The following is a 15,119-nucleotide window of genomic DNA, read 5'->3' as shown; positions in this document are numbered from 1 at the left end:
GCGGGACGGGTGGCCTTCGTCGGCGTGCTGGGGATCGAGCCTCAGGAACGCGACGGCGGGGTGAGCCGTGACCCGCTCCCTTTCGAAGAGCCCTCTGACCCCGTTGGCCCTCGCCCAGTTCATCTGCAGCTTCGCCGGCTCGAACATGAACGTGATGATCAACGACATCGGTGAGGACCTGGACACCACGGTGGAGGGCGTGCAGAGCACGATCACGTTGTTCCTGTTGATCATGGCTGTGCTCATGATCCCTTGCAGCAAGCTGACTGACCGCTGGGGCCGTAAGAGGTGTTTCCTCGCAGGGCTCACCCTGTACGCGATCGGCGCCCTGACCAGCGCGCTCTCGCCGAGCCTGGCCGTGCTGATCCTGGGCAACTCGATCTTCGAGGGGGTCGGGACCGCCTTGCTGATCCCGCCCGTCTACATTCTCGCGACGATGGCGTTCGACGACTTCCAGGCGCGTGCGCGGGCCTTCGGCGTGATCAGCGGACTGGGTGGTGTCGGAGCGGCGGCGGGCCCGCTGATCGGCGGATTCATCGCGACGGCGATCGACTGGCGGGCCGCGTTCGTCTTCCAGGCGGTGGTCGTCATGGTGATCGTCTTTCTCAGCCGCCGGATCGACGACCCGGTGGCGCCGGATCCGACCCGTCCGTTCGACGGCGCCGGGGCGGTCCTGTCGGCGGTCGGCATGTTCTTCGTGGTGTTCGGGATTCTCCAGGCCGGCAGCGACGCCGTACTGATGACGGCGTTCCTCGTTGCCGGAGCCGGCTTCCTGACCTGGTTCTTCCTGCACATCCGCGCCCGGGAACGCGCAGGGAAGGAGCCGCTGCTCACGATGGCGCTGTTCCGGAACCGCACCTCCAATCTGGGGCTCATCACACAGAACATGCAGTGGCTGATCCTCATGGGGACGTCCTTCGTCGTCGCGGTCTTCCTCCAGAAGGTCCGCGGGTACAACGCGATCGAGACGGGGGTCATCTTCACCGCGGCGACCGCGGGAATCCTGGTGGCGTCGCTGGCGGCCGAGCGGCTCACCGGCAGGCACTCCCAGAGAAGCCTGATCTCCGCGGGGTTCATCATGACCGCGGCGGGGATCGGCGTCCTGCTCACCCTGGTCAAGGCGTCGTCGAGGGTCGTCGCCTTCGCGCCGGGGCTGCTGCTGATCGGCCTGGGTGTGGGCGTGATGCTGACCCCGTCGGTCAACGTCGTACAGTCCAGCTTCCCCGAGGAACAACAGGGCGAGATATCCGGGTTGTCGCGCAGCATCTCCAATCTCGGCTCGTCGTTCGGCACGGCGATCGCGGGCACGATCCTGATCTCCGGACTGGCCGAGGGAAACCGGGCGTACGCCCTCGCCATGATCGCCCTCGCGATATTCGCCCTGGTGGGCCTGGCCGCCGCCGTACGGCTCCCCGCCACCCCGGACCGGGACGAAAGGTGAGAGCTACCGCGTGTTCGTCTCGGCGCGGTCGAGTTGCTCGTCGAGGGCGATGGCCGCGGCGATGAGCGCCAGGTGCGTGAACGCCTGCGGGAAGTTGCCGAGCTGCTCGCCCGACGGGCCGATCTCCTCGGCGAACAGGCCGACGTGGTTGGCGTACGTGAGCATCTTGTCGAAGGCGTATCGGGCCTGCTGCAACCGTCCGGCGCGGGCCAGGGCCTCGACGTAGAGGAAACTGCACAGGTTGAACGTTCCCTCCGACCCGCGCAGCCCGTCGGGGGAGGCCGCGGGGTCGTACCGGTAGACGAGGCTGTCGCTGACCAGCTCCTTGTCGATGGCGTCCAGGGTGCTCAGCCAGGCCGGGTCGCGCGGGGAGATGAACCCGACGCGGGGCATGAGCAGCAGCGAGGCGTCCAGCACGTCGGTGCTGTAGTGCTGGACGAACGCCTGCCGCTGGGCGCTCCAGCCGCGGTCGATGATCTGGTTGAAGACGGCGTCGCGTGCTCCCATCCACCGGACGAGGTCGGCGGGACGGGAGTAGGCGGTGGCCATCCGGATGCCACGGTCGAAGGCGACCCAGGTCATCAGGCGGCTGTAGGTGAAGTCCTGGCGTCCGCCCCGGGTCTCCCAGATGCCTTCGTCGGGACGGTCCCAGGTGTCGGCCAGCCAGTCCAGCAGCTCGGCGAAGGACCGCCAGCCGCGGATGCCGCCGATCTCCTGGGCCTGGGCCAAGGCGTCGGCCGCTTCACCGTAGATGTCGAGCTGGAGCTGGTCGGCGGCGGCGTTGCCGGCACGTACCGGCCGGGAGCCCTGGTAACCCTCCAGGTGGTCGAGGATCTCCTCGCTCAGGTGCGGGTCTCCGTCGATCCGGTACATGATCTGCAGCGGCTCACCCGAGGCGCGGCTCGCGCTGAGACGTTCACGCAGCCACGTACGGAAGGCTTGGGCCTCCTCGACGAAGCCGAGGTCGATCAGCGCCCGGACGGACAGCGAGGCGTCGCGGACCCAGGTGTAGCGGTAGTCCCAGTTGCGCTCGCCGCCGATCTGCTCCGGCAGTCCCATGGTGGCGGCGGCGATCGGGGCGCCGGTGGGTGCGTACGTGAGGAGCTTGAGGGTGATCGCCGAACGGTTCACCATGTCGTTCCAACGGCCGCGGTATCGGGACGTACGCAGCCAACCGTGCCAGAAGGCGCGGCAGGCTTCGAAGCTGTCGCGTACCTCGTCGGGGGTCAGACGCGGCGTCGGCAGGCCGCCGTCGCTGTCGCTGGTCAGGACGACCGCGGCAATCTCGCCGGCCTGGAGGGTGAAGTCGGCGACGAGGTCCTCGCCGTCCGGGCGCAGGTCGAGCGGGCCGACGGCCTGAAGGTGGAGGTCCGTGCCGGGGCCCTGGAAGACCGCCGTCCCGTCGTCGTGGAGGACGAGCGTGTGCGGTGCCCGTCCGTAGTCGAAGCGCGGACGGCAGGTGAAGACGAAGGGCAGGCTCCCGCGTACGACCCGGGCGAGCCGCACGAGGCGGTGGCGGCCGGACGGCGTGGCGGAGGTGTCCGGTTCCATGAAGTCGGCGACCTCACCCACCCCGCCGGGAGCCATGAAACGGGTGACGAGGATGGCGGTGTCCGGCAGGTAGAGCTGGCGGACGACCGCCCCCTCGATCCGGTCCACGTCGGCGGCCAACCGGCAGTGCCCTCCGCGCCGGCTGTCGAGGATGGAGGCGAAGAGGCTCGGGGAGTCGAACCGGGGCGTGCACCACCAGTCGATGGTGCCGTTGCCGGAGACGAGCGCGGCGGTCTGCAGGTCTCCGATCATGCCGTGGTCCGCGATCTGCGGGTAGCCGTTCATCGATTCCTCCGTTGTTCGCCGGACATGCCGAGCGACTGCCTCCGGTAGGCCGGCCGAGTGGCCGTCACCGAGGGGACGGAGCAGTCTTTTCAGGCTAACTCCTGGCATAGTGCGACGTCATCTGGGGTGACGACCGCGCCTCTCGTGGTTGGCTGGTGCGGTGCGTGACTACCGCTCGTGGGGGGCCGCCATTAGGCGGCTGATGCCGGGTTCGAGGCGTGCGCCTCGGCGGCGGCGGGTGGCGGTGCCTGGCGGGTCCGGGGGCGTCCGGCCGTGGTCGCGTGGCGTCGTCGCCGGGATGACGGTGGCGGCGCTGCTCCTCGCCGGCGGGTGCGGCCAGGGGGAGAGGGTGGCGCGGGAGGAGCGGGCGGCGCCGGGGCTCGGGTGGTCCGAGTGCGGTGACGGGTTCGAGTGCGCGAGGTTGCGGGTGCCGCTCGACCACGGGGAGCCCGACGGTGAGCAGCTTGAGCTCGCGGTCGTCCGGCTGCCCGCGAGCGGGCAGCGCATCGGCTCGCTGGTGCTGAACCCCGGCGGGCCCGGGGTGTCCGGGGTCGAGTACGCCAGAGCCGCCCGGCTCGTCGTGAGCGAGAGGGTACGGGAGCGGTTCGACGTCGTGGGGTTCGATCCGCGCGGAGTGGGACAATCGGCGCCGGTCAGATGCCTCGACGACGCGCGGCTGGACGCGTTCGTGGCCATGGACACCACGCCCGACACCGCCGCGGAGCGGGCAGAGCTGGAGTCCGCGGCACGGGAGTTCGCGGCGGGCTGCCAGAAGCACGCCGGACGGCTGCTGCCCCACATGGGGACCGCCGACGTGGCCCGCGACCTCGACCTGCTGCGCCAAGCCCTGGGCGACCCGAAGCTGACCTACCTCGGCAAGTCGTACGGCACCTTCCTCGGGGCCGTCTACGCAGACCTGTTCCCCGGCAAGGTACGTGCCCTCGTGCTGGACGGCGCCCTCGATCCGGCCATCTCGCGGGTGCGGGGCAACGTGGAGCAGGCGGCGGCGTTCGAGGAAACGCTGCGCGCGTACGCCGAGGACTGCCTGGGAAGCCGGGAATGCCCGTTCACCAGCCGCGACGCCGACGGGGCGCTGGACGAGCTGGCGACCCTGCTCCGCGGCGCGGACACCCGGCCCTTGGGCGGCGGCGGACGGCCGCTCACCGAGGCGCTGGCCACGCTGGGAATGCTGACGCCTCTCTACGACCGCGCCTCCTGGCCCGAACTCACCGAGGCGCTGCGCCGGGCCCTGAACGGCGACGGCTCGCTCCTCCTCCGCAACGCCGACCAGCTAGCGGGCCGGCTGGACGACGGCACGTACTCCAACCAGCTGGCGGCCAACCTGGCCGTCAACTGCGTCGACGGTCCGTACCCGGCGAGCGCGTCCGCCTTCGCGGCGGAGGCGGCGGCGGCGTCCAGGAAGGCGCCCAGGTTCGGGCCGTACATCATGTGGTCGTCCCTTCCGTGTGCCTTCTGGCCGGTTCGGCCGACTCTCTCGCCGCGTCCCCTCGCCGCCGCCGGTGCTCCGCCGATCCTGGTCGTCGGTACGAGACGCGACCCGGCGACACCGTACGGGTGGGCCCGGGCGCTGGCCGGGGAACTGCGGTCCGGCGTGCTGCTCGGCTACGACGGCGACGGGCACACCGCGTACGCGGGCGGCTCACCGTGCGTGGACGACGCGGTGGACCGATACCTCGTGGAGGGGGTGGTGCCGAGAGATGGCGTGATCTGTCCGGGCATCCGGTGATCGGGAGGAGCAAGAACCCCTCGATCTCCTGTAGACTCCATGAAGCCGTACGGCACGCCGCCTTAGCTCAGTCGGCCAGAGCACTTCACTCGTAATGAAGGGGTCTCGGGTTCGAATCCCGAAGGCGGCTCCAGCGCAGAAGCCCCCCGCGTGATCGCGGGGGGCTTCTGGGTGTCTAAGTGGGTGACCAAGCCTCCCGATCTCATGTCTTGAAGATCCGATCCATGGCCACCGCGCCCTCCTGGAGTACGGGGCGGATCTGCTTGCGGTAGACCAGCTCGGTTACCGCCGTGCTGCTGTGGCCGACCAGCCGGGAGATCTCCTCCAAGGGGGTGCCTTGGTCTGAGAGCAGGGACACGAAGCTGTGCCGCAGCTCTCGGGGCGTCCACTTGTCGGGGTCGGTCTTGGCGATGACCGCGCGGAAAGCGCGCCGCACGTCATGGGAATCGAGAGGTGGGCCCACGGTCGAGGCGAACACGAGCCCGTGTTCCATCCACCGCTTGCCCGCCGCTTCCTTGTCCATCGCCCCTGCTGAGCCCTCTGCGCCTTGAGCGCTTCCACGCAGTGCTGTGGGAGCGCCAGAGTGCGCCGGGACTTTCGGGTCTTGGTGTCCCCGCCAGTTCGGACGGACCGCCACGCGGCCACGTACGGCGGCACGGCCAGGTCAGCGTCGGGGGCGCCCTCCAGGTCCACGTGGTCCCATGTCAGCGCCCGAAGCTCCTCTGTGCGTGCGCCGGTGAGCAGGGCCAGCACCAAATACCCATGCATGCGGGTTCCTTCGGGGGCCTTGAGCACGGCTTCTGCCTGAGCCGGCGTGAGCGCGTTGGACGGTCGGCCCTCCTTGCCGCGCGGGACTGAGCAGAGGTCCACCACGTCGGGGCAACCTCGATCCTGTTCTCGCCAATAGAGGACGGTTTGACCGCGTGTATCGGGAGGAGACGTCGCGCCACAGAGGGCTTGCTGCTCGTCGTGGCGTAGTGACGCACGGTGGTCTGAACGCGTGTCAAGACGGTGAGGATGTTGCCAAATCGCCCTGTTATGGCGTCCTTTAATGTCCTTGTCACGCTCAATGCTGACGTTTGGGTCTAGGGGGTGTTCTTCCGCAGTGCGCTGCAAGCGGCACGTTCCGGATGCGGATCAGCTTCCGCGCGGAGGGGCTGAACATCCGCCGGGGGCGTGGCACGGAACGGGGAACTCTGTTCGCCGCCAATACTGAACTAAAGGAATGAGCCCCAACGGGGTCCACTCATAGGGCATCAAGGAGTGGCGACGCTGTGCGTCGCCACCCGGCCACAAGCCTGGCCCACCAGGCACGCGGCCTGGGAAGGGTAGGGTCGGCAAAGCCGCGCTGAGCTGCACCTTTGTGTCTGGCGCTCGAAGGTCTTGCCGATCCGGCTGGGTGACGAAGTGGGTGACAACGAAGACGTTCGATCATGGACGTCCACGGACTCTGACGGACGGCAAGTCGAACGGACCTGAGTCCACTCGTCGGGCACCCACCCGTTGACCTGGCCGCCGGTCACCTCACGCGCGGCTTCGGAGGGGGAACTGCAGGCGCGACTCTTCCCCTTCCACCAGGATCGAACCGTTGACCAAGGACATCGATGAACAGGTGGACGAGCCGCTTGGGGTGATCCGGGCGACCGATATCCGGTTGAGGGCGCGCCGTAGCCGTTTGTCGGCAACCTTGAAGGGGTGACGACTCCCTCTTCCTCATCTCCTCGCCCCTCTCCTCCGCATGGTCGTCTCCGCAGACGTCGAGTGGTGACGGTGATGGCGGTGGCCGTCTCGGTCACGATGTTGGCCGCCGGGCTGGTCGGGTTCTTCGCCGACCTGTTGTGGGCGTCCGCAGACGTGCTGGACGCGTTGGACAAGCGGGCCAGCGTGATCAGCATGTTCGTCGGCATCGCCGGCCTGCTCGTTGCCGGAGCGGCCCTGCTGGCTCAGCTACGTCCCCCGGCTCCCACCTTGCCCCTTCTGCCTCCGACCCCTTTGGACGAAACGGCCGGGACGCAGCCCCCGCTCGACGCCCGAGCGACCGGTCTCGTAGGGGTGCCGGCGGTCGCGGGGCAATCCGCCCGGCAGGCCCTGCCATCGGTGACCGACGTGCCTGCCGATGGCGTCATCGGCCTGCCTCGCCGGCAATCGATGGTGTTCGTCGGCCGCGGCGAGGAGTTGGAGGCGCTGGGGCAGGGGTTGAAGGACAGACCCGGGGTGGTCACCCGGGCGGTGATAGGACTGGGCGGCATCGGCAAAAGCGAGCTGGCCCTGCACTATGCCACCCGTCACCGCGACGCATACCGGCTGGTGTGGTGGATCGACGCCGAAGGACCGGACAACATCCAGGCGGGGCTGGCCGGGTTGTGCCGGGCCCTGTGCGCGGCGACTGCGGCGACCGCCGCCGCCCAAGTCCCCACCGAGGAGGCCGTCGCCTGGGCACTGGCGTGGCTGGGCGCGCACTCTGACTGGCTGGTGGTGTGGGACAACGTCGAAGACATCGAAGATGTACAGCCATATTTGGGCCGGCTGCACACCGGGCATGTCCTGATCACGAGTCGGCGCGACGTCGGCTGGCAGGAGGTGGCGACCGTGCTGACTTTGGGCGTTCTGCCGCGGGCCGAGGCGGTCAGGCTGTTGTTGGAGATGATCGGCGGTCCGGCTGCGGAGGATGAGAGGCTCGCCGCGGAACTGGCCGAGGAGCTGGGGGATCTGCCACTGGCGCTCAAGCAGGCCGGTGCCTACATCGTCGCGAGCCCCGGCATGGACCTGGCCCGTTACCTGCGCCTGCTGCACACCACCCCCCAGCGGGTCCTCGCCGCCGATTCCGGTCGGCGGCGGGACGCCGACCAGGTCGTCGCCCGCACATGGGCCGTGACCACTGCCCGGATCGCAGAGACCGATCCGCCGGCGATGCGTCTGCTGTGGCTGCTGGCCTGCTACGCGCCTGACCGCCTGCCCTGCCAGGTGCTGTACGGATTGGCGGACACCGACGAGGTGGCCGTCGCCGAGGCGCTGGGGGTGCTGGCCTCGTACAGCATGATCAGCCGATCGGTGGACGGGCAGGAGCTGAGCATCCACCGGCTGGTCCAAGCCGTCACCTGGGCCGAGCTGTCCGACGACGAGCGCGCCAGGGTTCGCGCCACCGCAGCCGGGCTGCTGGAGTCGGCGTTGCCCGCCGATCCGGAGGCCATCTCCTCCTGGCCGCTCTACGCTCGCCTGCTGCCACATGCCCGCGCCGTCCTGGCCCCCGAGTCACCCGCCATGGCCACCGTCATCGCCTACCTGACCGTCAACGGCGACTGGCACACCGCCCGGATCGTGCAACAGCAGCGCGTGACCGCTTTGCAGGACACGCTGGGCCTCGAACACCTGGACACCTTGACCGCCCGCACCAGGCTCGCCTTTTTCACCGCATGGGGAGGTGAACCGGCCGCGGCGCGAGACCAGATCACAGCGCTGCTGCCGGTGATGGAACAAGCGCTGGGCCCGGAGCACCCGGACACGTTGAAAACCCGCGATGACCTCGCTCGCTGGACGGGGAGGGCGGGAGACACGGTCACGGCACGGGACCAGATCACAGCGCTGGTGCCGGTGATGGAGCGAACGCTGGGCCCGGAGCACCCGGACACGTTGAGGGCTCGTGCCAACCTCGCCCACTGGACGGGGACGGCGGGGGACGCGGCCGCGGCGCGAGACCAGTTCGCCGTGCTGGCGTCGGTACGCGAGCGGGTCTTGGGCCCGGAGCACCCCGCCACCGTGGCCGATCACGGCGACCTCGCCTACTGGACCGGGGAAGCAGGGGATGCGACCGCGGCAAGGGAGCAACTCACGACCCTGCTCCCCGTGCTGGACCGGGTACGAGGGCCTGAGCACCCGTACACGTTGATCTACCGGGGTTTCCTCGCCGACTTCACAGGAGAGGCGGGGGACGCGGTCGCCGCACGAGATCAGCTCGCGGTGCTGCTGCCGGTGCGTGAGCGGGTCTCCGGCGTGGAGCACCCCGCCACCCTGACCGTTCGCAGCGATCTCGCCCACTGGACAGGGGTGGCGGGGGATTGCGGCGCGGCACGGGACCAGCTCGCGGTGTTGCTTCCCGTGCTGAACCGCGTGTTGGGCCCCGAGCACTTGGACACTGTGAAGGCCCGCACCAGATTCGTCTCCTGGACGGGCAAGGCCGAAGAACATTCCTGAAGCCTCAGGCCCTTCGAAGCGCCGAAACAGGCCGCGTACTGTTCGTCCAGCGACCGCGTCGCCCGAGCGTGCTGCCAGGGTCAGTTCGAGCGCTCGACGCAGATCTGGTCCAGGATGTCGACGCCGTCGGGGATCTGCTTGAGCGCCTTGTAGGGGATGGCCGTCGCGGCGGCGCGGAGTGACTTCGCGGCGTTCGGCGTCGCGCTGACCACAAGGATCTGGAACACCTTGTGGGCGTCTCCCGCCGCACCTATGGACGGGATCTTGATGGTCCAGTTGCCGTTCGGGCTCTGGGGATTCGCCACTGAGCCGGCGTACAGGCTGTTGTCGGAGGGCTGGGTGATCTCCCAGAGAACCGAACCGTAGGCCATCTTCGCGGTTCCCGAGAAGGCGAACTCCTTGCCCTTCTTCACTGTGGCGCAGGCGCCGTCCTTGATCAGCGGTTGGGTGATGGCCGCCGTACTGATGTTCCGGTCTTCCCGTTCGTTGGCCATGCGGGCCTCATTGGCTGACCATATGGCGGAACCCGCGCTGATGATGGTGCACACCAGGATCAAGGCCATGTTCAACGACGTGAACCTGCCGGTCGCCTGATTCTGCCCCTCTCCGGCGCGCGGCGGATCCGGGTCGCCGGCAGCACGATCGAATCCGGCCCACGTCCTCAAAAGGCGCATCAATCGGACGGTTCGCTGCTGGGCGTCAACCGGTGATTTCGTCCCTGTCATATGGCCCCCTACAGGTACACATTCGGCTGCTTTCGAAATGGTCTTCGTGCAGTCGCATTATGGTCTTTGCTCGGCATGGTTCGGGGCGTTCGTCACGAACGATAAGGCCGACATCATGCCGTGCGCGATCCCCATTGCGCAGCGGGTGGCCGATTCGCGCAAGCAGTTGGGCGCCTATGTGCCGGTTATCCGGCCGACCGCAGAGTTTTGACGGGGTGGACTCCGTACTTCTTGCTGTAGGCGGTGGCGAATCTCCCCATATGGGTGAAACCCCAGCGATGCGCTACTTCGGTGACGCTGGTGCGGGGCGGGTCTGACGCGACAAGATCCGCGTGTACGCGCTCCAGGCGCAGGTCTCGCAGGTAGGCCATCGGTGACACGTCGACGTGCGTGTGGAATGCCGCTTGGAGCGTACGGATACTGACGCCTGCGATTTCGGCGAGCCCCGCGGCGGTGAACGGAGTCTCCGGTGAGGCCCGCATCGCTTCGATGGCCCGTTTGAGCGCCGGAGGCCGGCACGGCGATCGGGGGCTGAGCAGTTCCTCCCGGTAGCGGTGATCTGCCGATGCCAGCAAGTGGGTGAGCATGCTGTGCCAGAGCGGGGCGCTGATGATCTCCTGCCTCGTCAGGGGATCCTTGTGCCCGATCTGCCCGGCGAGCATGGACGCCAGGTCCCGCAGAACTCGCCCGTAGCCGTGGGTCAGGTCCATCGAGGGGGCGAGATCGATCGGTGAGCGAATGGGCCTTTGCAGGAGGCGTTCCAGTTCCGCCTCCAGTGCGGCACGTCTGATCTTGATGCACAGGATGCGGCTGCGTGCGCTCCAGCGGCTCAGTTGCACATCCCCGGTCGGCCCGTACAAGACGGCACGGTTGGGGGTTGCCGTGATCTCATTTCCCAAATTCCGGGAGTCCAGGTAACCCGACAGCGGAATGTTGATGTGATAGAAATCCCGAAGCTCGGCGAAGTCCATCTTGATGTCCGCGTCGAACCGGCAGTCTCCGATCAGGATCGGCCCGAGCTGCATGGCGTCTATCGACATCCTGAATTGATCGGCTCCGCCAAGAATATCCATGCGAAGCGGATAGTACGTCTGGGTGCCCTGCTCGCTGGCCTCGTCAGGGTCGAGGGTGCGAGTGCTGAATCGCCAAGGCAGTGATGGGACTGCCGGGGCATCCGAGTTCGCCATGCTGCCGCCATGACACTAGGGCCACTGATCAATTCAAAATGCTAACATGTGCGCCGCATTCGCACTCTTCGATGTGAGGACGAAAAGGTCACCGAGCATGTGCGGATCGTCGGTCGGCGGCGGCGGCGCGATCAGAACATGGGCACGTACGCCCACACCCGCATCCCGGTCGGCTGCCATGGCGTACGGGAGTGCTTTTCCGAGGGGTAGGCGACTGTATACGGAAGGTGATTGATCGGCCACGGTGAGTTGCGACATGGTGCTCTAGCCCCGATCATCTCACCCGGAGGGTCCCATGCTGCTTGTTCACCGCCTTCTGTCCGGAGCCGTCCTCGTCGCCACCGTCAGCGCGGGGCTCGCGCTGCCTGCCGCGGCCTCCGCACCGCGGCCGATGTGCCTCGACGTCACCAACAACCGCGGCAACGGCATCGACCTCTATCAGTGGGAGTGCCAGAGCAACAACAACAACCAGGTGTTCGTGATCGACGCGGGTCAGATCAAGATCAAGGACACGCTGGGGTCGGCGCGGCCGATGTGTGTGGACGTCACGAACGATCGGGGCAACGGCGTCAGGATCTATCAGTGGGAATGCCAGAGCAACAACAACAACCAGGTGTTCGTGATCGACGCGGGTCAGATCAAGATCAAGGACACGCTGGGGTCGGCACGGCCGATGTGTGTGGACGTCACGAACAATCGAGGCAACGGGGTCAAGATCTATCAGTGGGAGTGCCAGGGCGGTAACAACAACCAGAAGTTCGTGATCGACGCTGGGCAGATCAAGATCAAGGACACTCTGGTCTGAGCAAAGAGGGTCGGTGACGGGGGCCGGGTCCGAGGTGTCGGGCCCGGCCCCCGTTCGTGTCTCCAGGCCCCAGGTCCGGTGGGGTGGGTCAGGGGGTGAAGTCGTGGATCAGCTTGATGAAGTCGGCCGGGCGTTCGGAGCCGGAGACGTGGCCGGTGTCCAGCTCGACGTACGTGCTGCCCGGGATGGCGGCGTGGATCGCGCGGGCGTTCTCCACCGGGACGAGCGCGTCGCGGGTGGCGCCGACGACCAGCGTGGGGGCCTCGACGCGGGGCAGCAGGTGGCGGATGTCCACGCGGCGGTCGAGGTCGATCTGGCGCAGGCGGTTGGGATTCGGCTGGAAGTACGTGCCGAGTTGCTCAAGCTCGTCCGGGGTGAGGGAGTTGAGGTGGCGGCGGCTGAAGCCGGTCAGCATGGCGAAGCGGGCGAACGCGTCCGGGGTCTGCGCCAGGCTCAGCCAGACGTCCAGGGCGGTGCGCAGGTAGGCGTCCTCGCCGTCGGCCCAGCCTGAGATGGGGATCAGGCGGCGGACCAGTTCGGGGCGGGTGGCGGCGAGCGACAACACGACCACCGCGCCCAGCGAGAAGCCCACCAGGTCCACCGGCGCCTTCCCGGAGTCCTCGATGACGGCCGCGAGCTGCCGGGTCAGGTCCTCGATGGTCAGCGGGCCGCCGTCGTCCTCGGCCAGGTCGCTGCCGCCGAGGTCGGGCAGGATCACGGTGTTGCGGCCGGTGAAGTGCCCGGTCGTGTCGTCCCAGGTCGTGGATCCCGGTCCGGTGCCGTGCACGAGCACCAGGCCGGGGCCGTCGCCGGCGGTTCGGTAGGCGACGCGGGTTCCGGAGACGGTGAGGTGTCGTGTCATGAGCGTCACCGTGCCAGGCCGGGCGGCTGATGAGGAGCGGACCGGATTCCCTAGGACAAGCAGTCCTAGACTGCGATATTTCGGGATATTGCAGTATGGGGGCCATGAATCGTGAGGAGCTCGCCGATTTCCTGCGCCGCTCCCGGGAGCGGCTGCTGCCCGGCGAAGTGGGGCTGCCCTCCGGGCCGCGCCGCCGTACTCCTGGACTGCGGCGGGAGGAGGTCGCCCTGCTCGCGGGCATGTCGGCCGACTACCTGATGCGGCTGGAGCAGGCACGCAGCCCGCAGCCGTCCACACAACTGCTGGGCGCGCTGGCACGGGCGCTGCGGCTGACCCGCGACGAACGCGACCACCTCCACCTGCTCGCCGGGCACCGGCCCCCGGCCGGGCCGCGTGCGGGCGAGTACGTCAAGCCGGGCCTGCTCTACCTGCTCGACCGCCTGGACGGCACGCCCGCGCAACTGCTGAGCGACCTGGGCGACGTACTGGCGCAGAACGCGATGGCCGAGGCGCTGTTCGGCTGCCACTGCACGGTCGAGGAGCCCGACCGCAACATCGTCTGGCGCTGGTTCACCGACCCGTTCAGGCGGGCGGCGTACCCGGAGGAGGAGCAAGCCGAGCACGCCCGCGTGCACGTGGCCGACCTGCGCGCGGCGGTGGCCCGCCGCGGCGACGACGAGCCGGCCCGCGCGCTCGTCCGGGGGCGGCGGCGGGCCAGCCCCGAGTTCGCCGCGCTGTGGGAACGCCACGAGGTCGCGGTACGCCGCAGCAGCCGCATGCGCGTGCTGCACCCGGCCATCGGCGCCATGGAGTTCGACTACGAGGCGCTGCTCGCGCCGGCCGAGGACCAGCGGCTGCTGATCTTCACGCCGCCGCCGGGGTCGAAGACGTTCGAGGCGCTGGAGTTGCTGCGGGTGGTCGGGCCGGAGACCGCGCACCGCAGCCACCGATAGGTGTCAGCGGCCACGTCAGGACGGTGGCGGTCCGGCGTCAGGGCGGTCGGCGATGGTTGGTCACATCACCGGTTCCGCTCCTTGCGGACCGAAAGCCCGCAAGGCCCTGAAAGGCATTTGAATCATGACGAACGACAGCGTTTCCGTGGACAACAAGGCCGTCGCCGAGCAGGACCGTCCGGAGCTGCAGAAGATCATCCAGGAGATCGTGCACTCCGGTTTCGTCGGGGCGCAGTTGCGGGTGAACGACGAGCGCGGCGAGTGGGTCGGCAGCGCCGGGGTGCGTGAGCTGGGCGGGAGCGACGAGCCGCCGACGGACGGGCGGTTCAGGGTGGGCAGCGTCACCAAGACCTTCACCGCGGCCCTCGCCCTGCGGCTCGTGGCCGACGGCGTGATCGGGCTGGACGACGTGGTGGCCGACAGCCTGACCGAGTTCGGCCTGGACCCGCGGATCACCGTGCGCATGCTGCTCCAGCACACCAGTGGCGTGTTCAACTTCACCGGCGAGTACTTCGAGGACGGTACGGTCGTGCCGGGCATCGCCTGGTCGGGCAAGGAGTGGGTGGACAACCGGTTCAGGACCTACCTGCCGGAGGAGCTGGTACGGCTCGCGCTCTCCAAGCCCGCCCGCTTCGAGCCCGGTACGGACTGGAGCTACTCCAACACCAACTACGTGCTGGTCAAGCTGCTGATCGAGAAGGTCACCGGCCATTCGCTGGCCGACGAGATGCAGCGCCGCGTCCTCGGGCCGCTCGGGTTGTCGGACACCGTCGTGCCGGGCACCTCGACCGACATCGCCGGGCCGCACGCCCACGCCTACTACCGCTACGAGGAGGCCGGCCAGGAGCGGACGGTCGACGTCACCCGCCAGAACCCGTCCTGGATCTCCACCGGCGGCGACATGATCTCCTCGACCCGGGACCTCCACACGTTCCTCTCCGCGCTGCTCGGCGGCCGGCTCCTGCCGGCCCCGCTGCTGGCCGAGATGCTCGACGCGCACCCCAAGGTCGGCTACGGCCTGGGCGTGTTCGTGCAGGACGCCGACCCCGAGCTCGGCACGATCATCACCCACAACGGCGGCATCTCGGGCTCCGCGGCGCTGCTGTACGGCACCCCCGACGGCACCACCACCCTGACCGCCTCGCTGACGTACGTGGACGACGCCGCGATGTCCCAGGCGGAGGCGTTCCAGAAGGTCACGCAGGACCTGGTCAAGGCGGTGTTCGGCGACGGCCGCGGCCGGTAGGCGGCAGCGGGCCGCCCCGGCACTCCGATGATCGATTGTCCGGTTGCGGACACGGGGCTGGACCTCTCTGGCACCAGGCGTATTCCTGGAGGGTCGAGTGCCTCTGAGTCGGAGGATCGGCGGGCG

12 protein-coding genes and 1 tRNA gene are annotated in these 15,119 nt (G+C 68.6%); 8 read left to right on the top strand and 5 right to left on the bottom strand.

The genetic code is table 11. The annotated features are described in order from the left end of the window. Window positions 1–67 precede the first annotated feature (67 nt). On the top strand, window positions 68–1,441 hold the full coding sequence (locus DMB42_RS35190) for an MFS transporter (RefSeq protein ID WP_221762495.1): 1,374 nt from the start codon (window positions 68–70) through the stop codon (window positions 1,439–1,441). Window positions 1,442–1,444: 3 nt separating this feature from the next. Here DMB42_RS35190 and DMB42_RS35185 read toward each other — a convergent pair whose 3' ends face one another. Then, window positions 1,445–3,277: a glycoside hydrolase family 15 protein gene (locus DMB42_RS35185; protein ID WP_125641827.1), complete on the bottom strand. Its 1,833-nt coding sequence runs from the start codon at window positions 3,275–3,277 to the stop codon at window positions 1,445–1,447. 298 nt (window positions 3,278–3,575) lie between these two features. On the opposite strand from DMB42_RS35185, the gene DMB42_RS35180 reads away from it, so the two are divergent. Beyond that, window positions 3,576–5,024 carry an alpha/beta hydrolase gene (locus DMB42_RS35180; RefSeq protein ID WP_125642035.1) on the top strand — a complete coding sequence of 483 codons (1,449 nt, stop codon included), beginning with the start codon at window positions 3,576–3,578 and terminating at the stop codon, window positions 5,022–5,024. A 56-nt stretch (window positions 5,025–5,080) separates the two neighbouring features. After that, window positions 5,081–5,157 (top strand) — tRNA-Thr (locus tag DMB42_RS35175). A gap of 69 nt (window positions 5,158–5,226) precedes the next feature. Here DMB42_RS35175 and DMB42_RS54420 read toward each other — a convergent pair. Beyond that, complete coding sequence (locus DMB42_RS54420; protein WP_260478135.1) at window positions 5,227–5,547, bottom strand: tyrosine-type recombinase/integrase; 321 nt, start codon at window positions 5,545–5,547, stop codon at window positions 5,227–5,229. A gap of 1,250 nt (window positions 5,548–6,797) precedes the next feature. Here DMB42_RS54420 and DMB42_RS35165 point away from each other — a divergent pair. Continuing rightward, window positions 6,798–9,215: a tetratricopeptide repeat protein gene (locus DMB42_RS35165; protein WP_125641824.1), complete on the top strand. Its 2,418-nt coding sequence runs from the start codon at window positions 6,798–6,800 to the stop codon at window positions 9,213–9,215. Between the two features lie 80 nt (window positions 9,216–9,295). Here DMB42_RS35165 and DMB42_RS35160 read toward each other — a convergent pair whose 3' ends face one another. Then, window positions 9,296–9,889 (bottom strand): hypothetical protein, encoded by a 594-nt coding sequence (locus tag DMB42_RS35160; protein WP_125641821.1) that lies wholly within the window; start codon window positions 9,887–9,889, stop codon window positions 9,296–9,298. An 88-nt stretch (window positions 9,890–9,977) separates the two neighbouring features. Between DMB42_RS35160 and DMB42_RS53590 the strand changes: the two genes are divergently transcribed. Continuing rightward, window positions 9,978–10,151 carry a hypothetical protein gene (locus DMB42_RS53590; protein ID WP_185845020.1) on the top strand — a complete coding sequence of 58 codons (174 nt, stop codon included), beginning with the start codon at window positions 9,978–9,980 and terminating at the stop codon, window positions 10,149–10,151. On the opposite strand, the gene DMB42_RS35155 is transcribed toward DMB42_RS53590, so the two are convergent. Further along, window positions 10,126–11,127, bottom strand: coding sequence for an AraC family transcriptional regulator (locus tag DMB42_RS35155; protein ID WP_125641818.1), 1,002 nt, complete (start codon window positions 11,125–11,127; stop codon window positions 10,126–10,128). The two genes, DMB42_RS53590 and DMB42_RS35155, sit on opposite strands and share 26 nt — an antisense overlap. 295 nt (window positions 11,128–11,422) lie before the next feature. Between DMB42_RS35155 and DMB42_RS35150 the strand changes: the two genes are divergently transcribed. After that, window positions 11,423–11,932 (top strand): RICIN domain-containing protein, encoded by a 510-nt coding sequence (locus DMB42_RS35150; protein ID WP_125641815.1) that lies wholly within the window; start codon window positions 11,423–11,425, stop codon window positions 11,930–11,932. An 88-nt stretch (window positions 11,933–12,020) separates the two neighbouring features. Here DMB42_RS35150 and DMB42_RS35145 read toward each other — a convergent pair whose 3' ends face one another. Continuing rightward, a complete protein-coding gene (locus DMB42_RS35145; protein ID WP_125641812.1) occupies window positions 12,021–12,794 on the bottom strand; it encodes an alpha/beta fold hydrolase in 774 nt (257 codons plus the stop codon). Window positions 12,795–12,898: 104 nt separating this feature from the next. Here DMB42_RS35145 and DMB42_RS35140 point away from each other — a divergent pair, with 104 nt between their 5' ends. Further along, window positions 12,899–13,747, top strand: coding sequence for a helix-turn-helix transcriptional regulator (locus DMB42_RS35140; RefSeq protein WP_221762494.1), 849 nt, complete (start codon window positions 12,899–12,901; stop codon window positions 13,745–13,747). Window positions 13,748–13,871: 124 nt separating this feature from the next. Then, window positions 13,872–14,993, top strand: a complete 1,122-nt coding sequence (locus tag DMB42_RS35135) for a serine hydrolase (RefSeq protein ID WP_125641806.1) — start codon at window positions 13,872–13,874, stop codon at window positions 14,991–14,993. Window positions 14,994–15,119: the final 126 nt, after the last annotated feature.

The organism is Nonomuraea sp. WAC 01424 (assembly GCF_003947315.1).
Lineage (GTDB): Bacteria > Actinomycetota > Actinomycetes > Streptosporangiales > Streptosporangiaceae > Nonomuraea > Nonomuraea spiralis.
The sequence above is the reverse complement of the archived record's forward strand: the minus strand, read 5'-3'. Positions and strand labels throughout refer to the sequence as shown.

Excerpts from the sequence above, each read along its gene's own strand:
- DMB42_RS35185 (WP_125641827.1), bottom strand. The coding sequence starts at position 3,277 with ATGAACGGCTACCCGCAGATCGCGGACCACGGCATGATCGGAGACCTG.
- DMB42_RS35180 (WP_125642035.1), top strand. The coding sequence starts at position 3,576 with ATGACGGTGGCGGCGCTGCTCCTCGCCGGCGGGTGCGGCCAGGGGGAG.
- DMB42_RS54420 (WP_260478135.1), bottom strand. The coding sequence starts at position 5,547 with ATGGACAAGGAAGCGGCGGGCAAGCGGTGGATGGAACACGGGCTCGTG.
- DMB42_RS35165 (WP_125641824.1), top strand. The coding sequence starts at position 6,798 with ATGGCGGTGGCCGTCTCGGTCACGATGTTGGCCGCCGGGCTGGTCGGG.
- DMB42_RS35160 (WP_125641821.1), bottom strand. The coding sequence starts at position 9,889 with ATGCGCCTTTTGAGGACGTGGGCCGGATTCGATCGTGCTGCCGGCGAC.
- DMB42_RS53590 (WP_185845020.1), top strand. The coding sequence starts at position 9,978 with ATGGTCTTCGTGCAGTCGCATTATGGTCTTTGCTCGGCATGGTTCGGG.
- DMB42_RS35155 (WP_125641818.1), bottom strand. The coding sequence starts at position 11,127 with ATGGCGAACTCGGATGCCCCGGCAGTCCCATCACTGCCTTGGCGATTC.
- DMB42_RS35150 (WP_125641815.1), top strand. The coding sequence starts at position 11,423 with ATGCTGCTTGTTCACCGCCTTCTGTCCGGAGCCGTCCTCGTCGCCACC.
- DMB42_RS35145 (WP_125641812.1), bottom strand. The coding sequence starts at position 12,794 with ATGACACGACACCTCACCGTCTCCGGAACCCGCGTCGCCTACCGAACC.
- DMB42_RS35140 (WP_221762494.1), top strand. The coding sequence starts at position 12,899 with ATGAATCGTGAGGAGCTCGCCGATTTCCTGCGCCGCTCCCGGGAGCGG.
- DMB42_RS35135 (WP_125641806.1), top strand. The coding sequence starts at position 13,872 with ATGACGAACGACAGCGTTTCCGTGGACAACAAGGCCGTCGCCGAGCAG.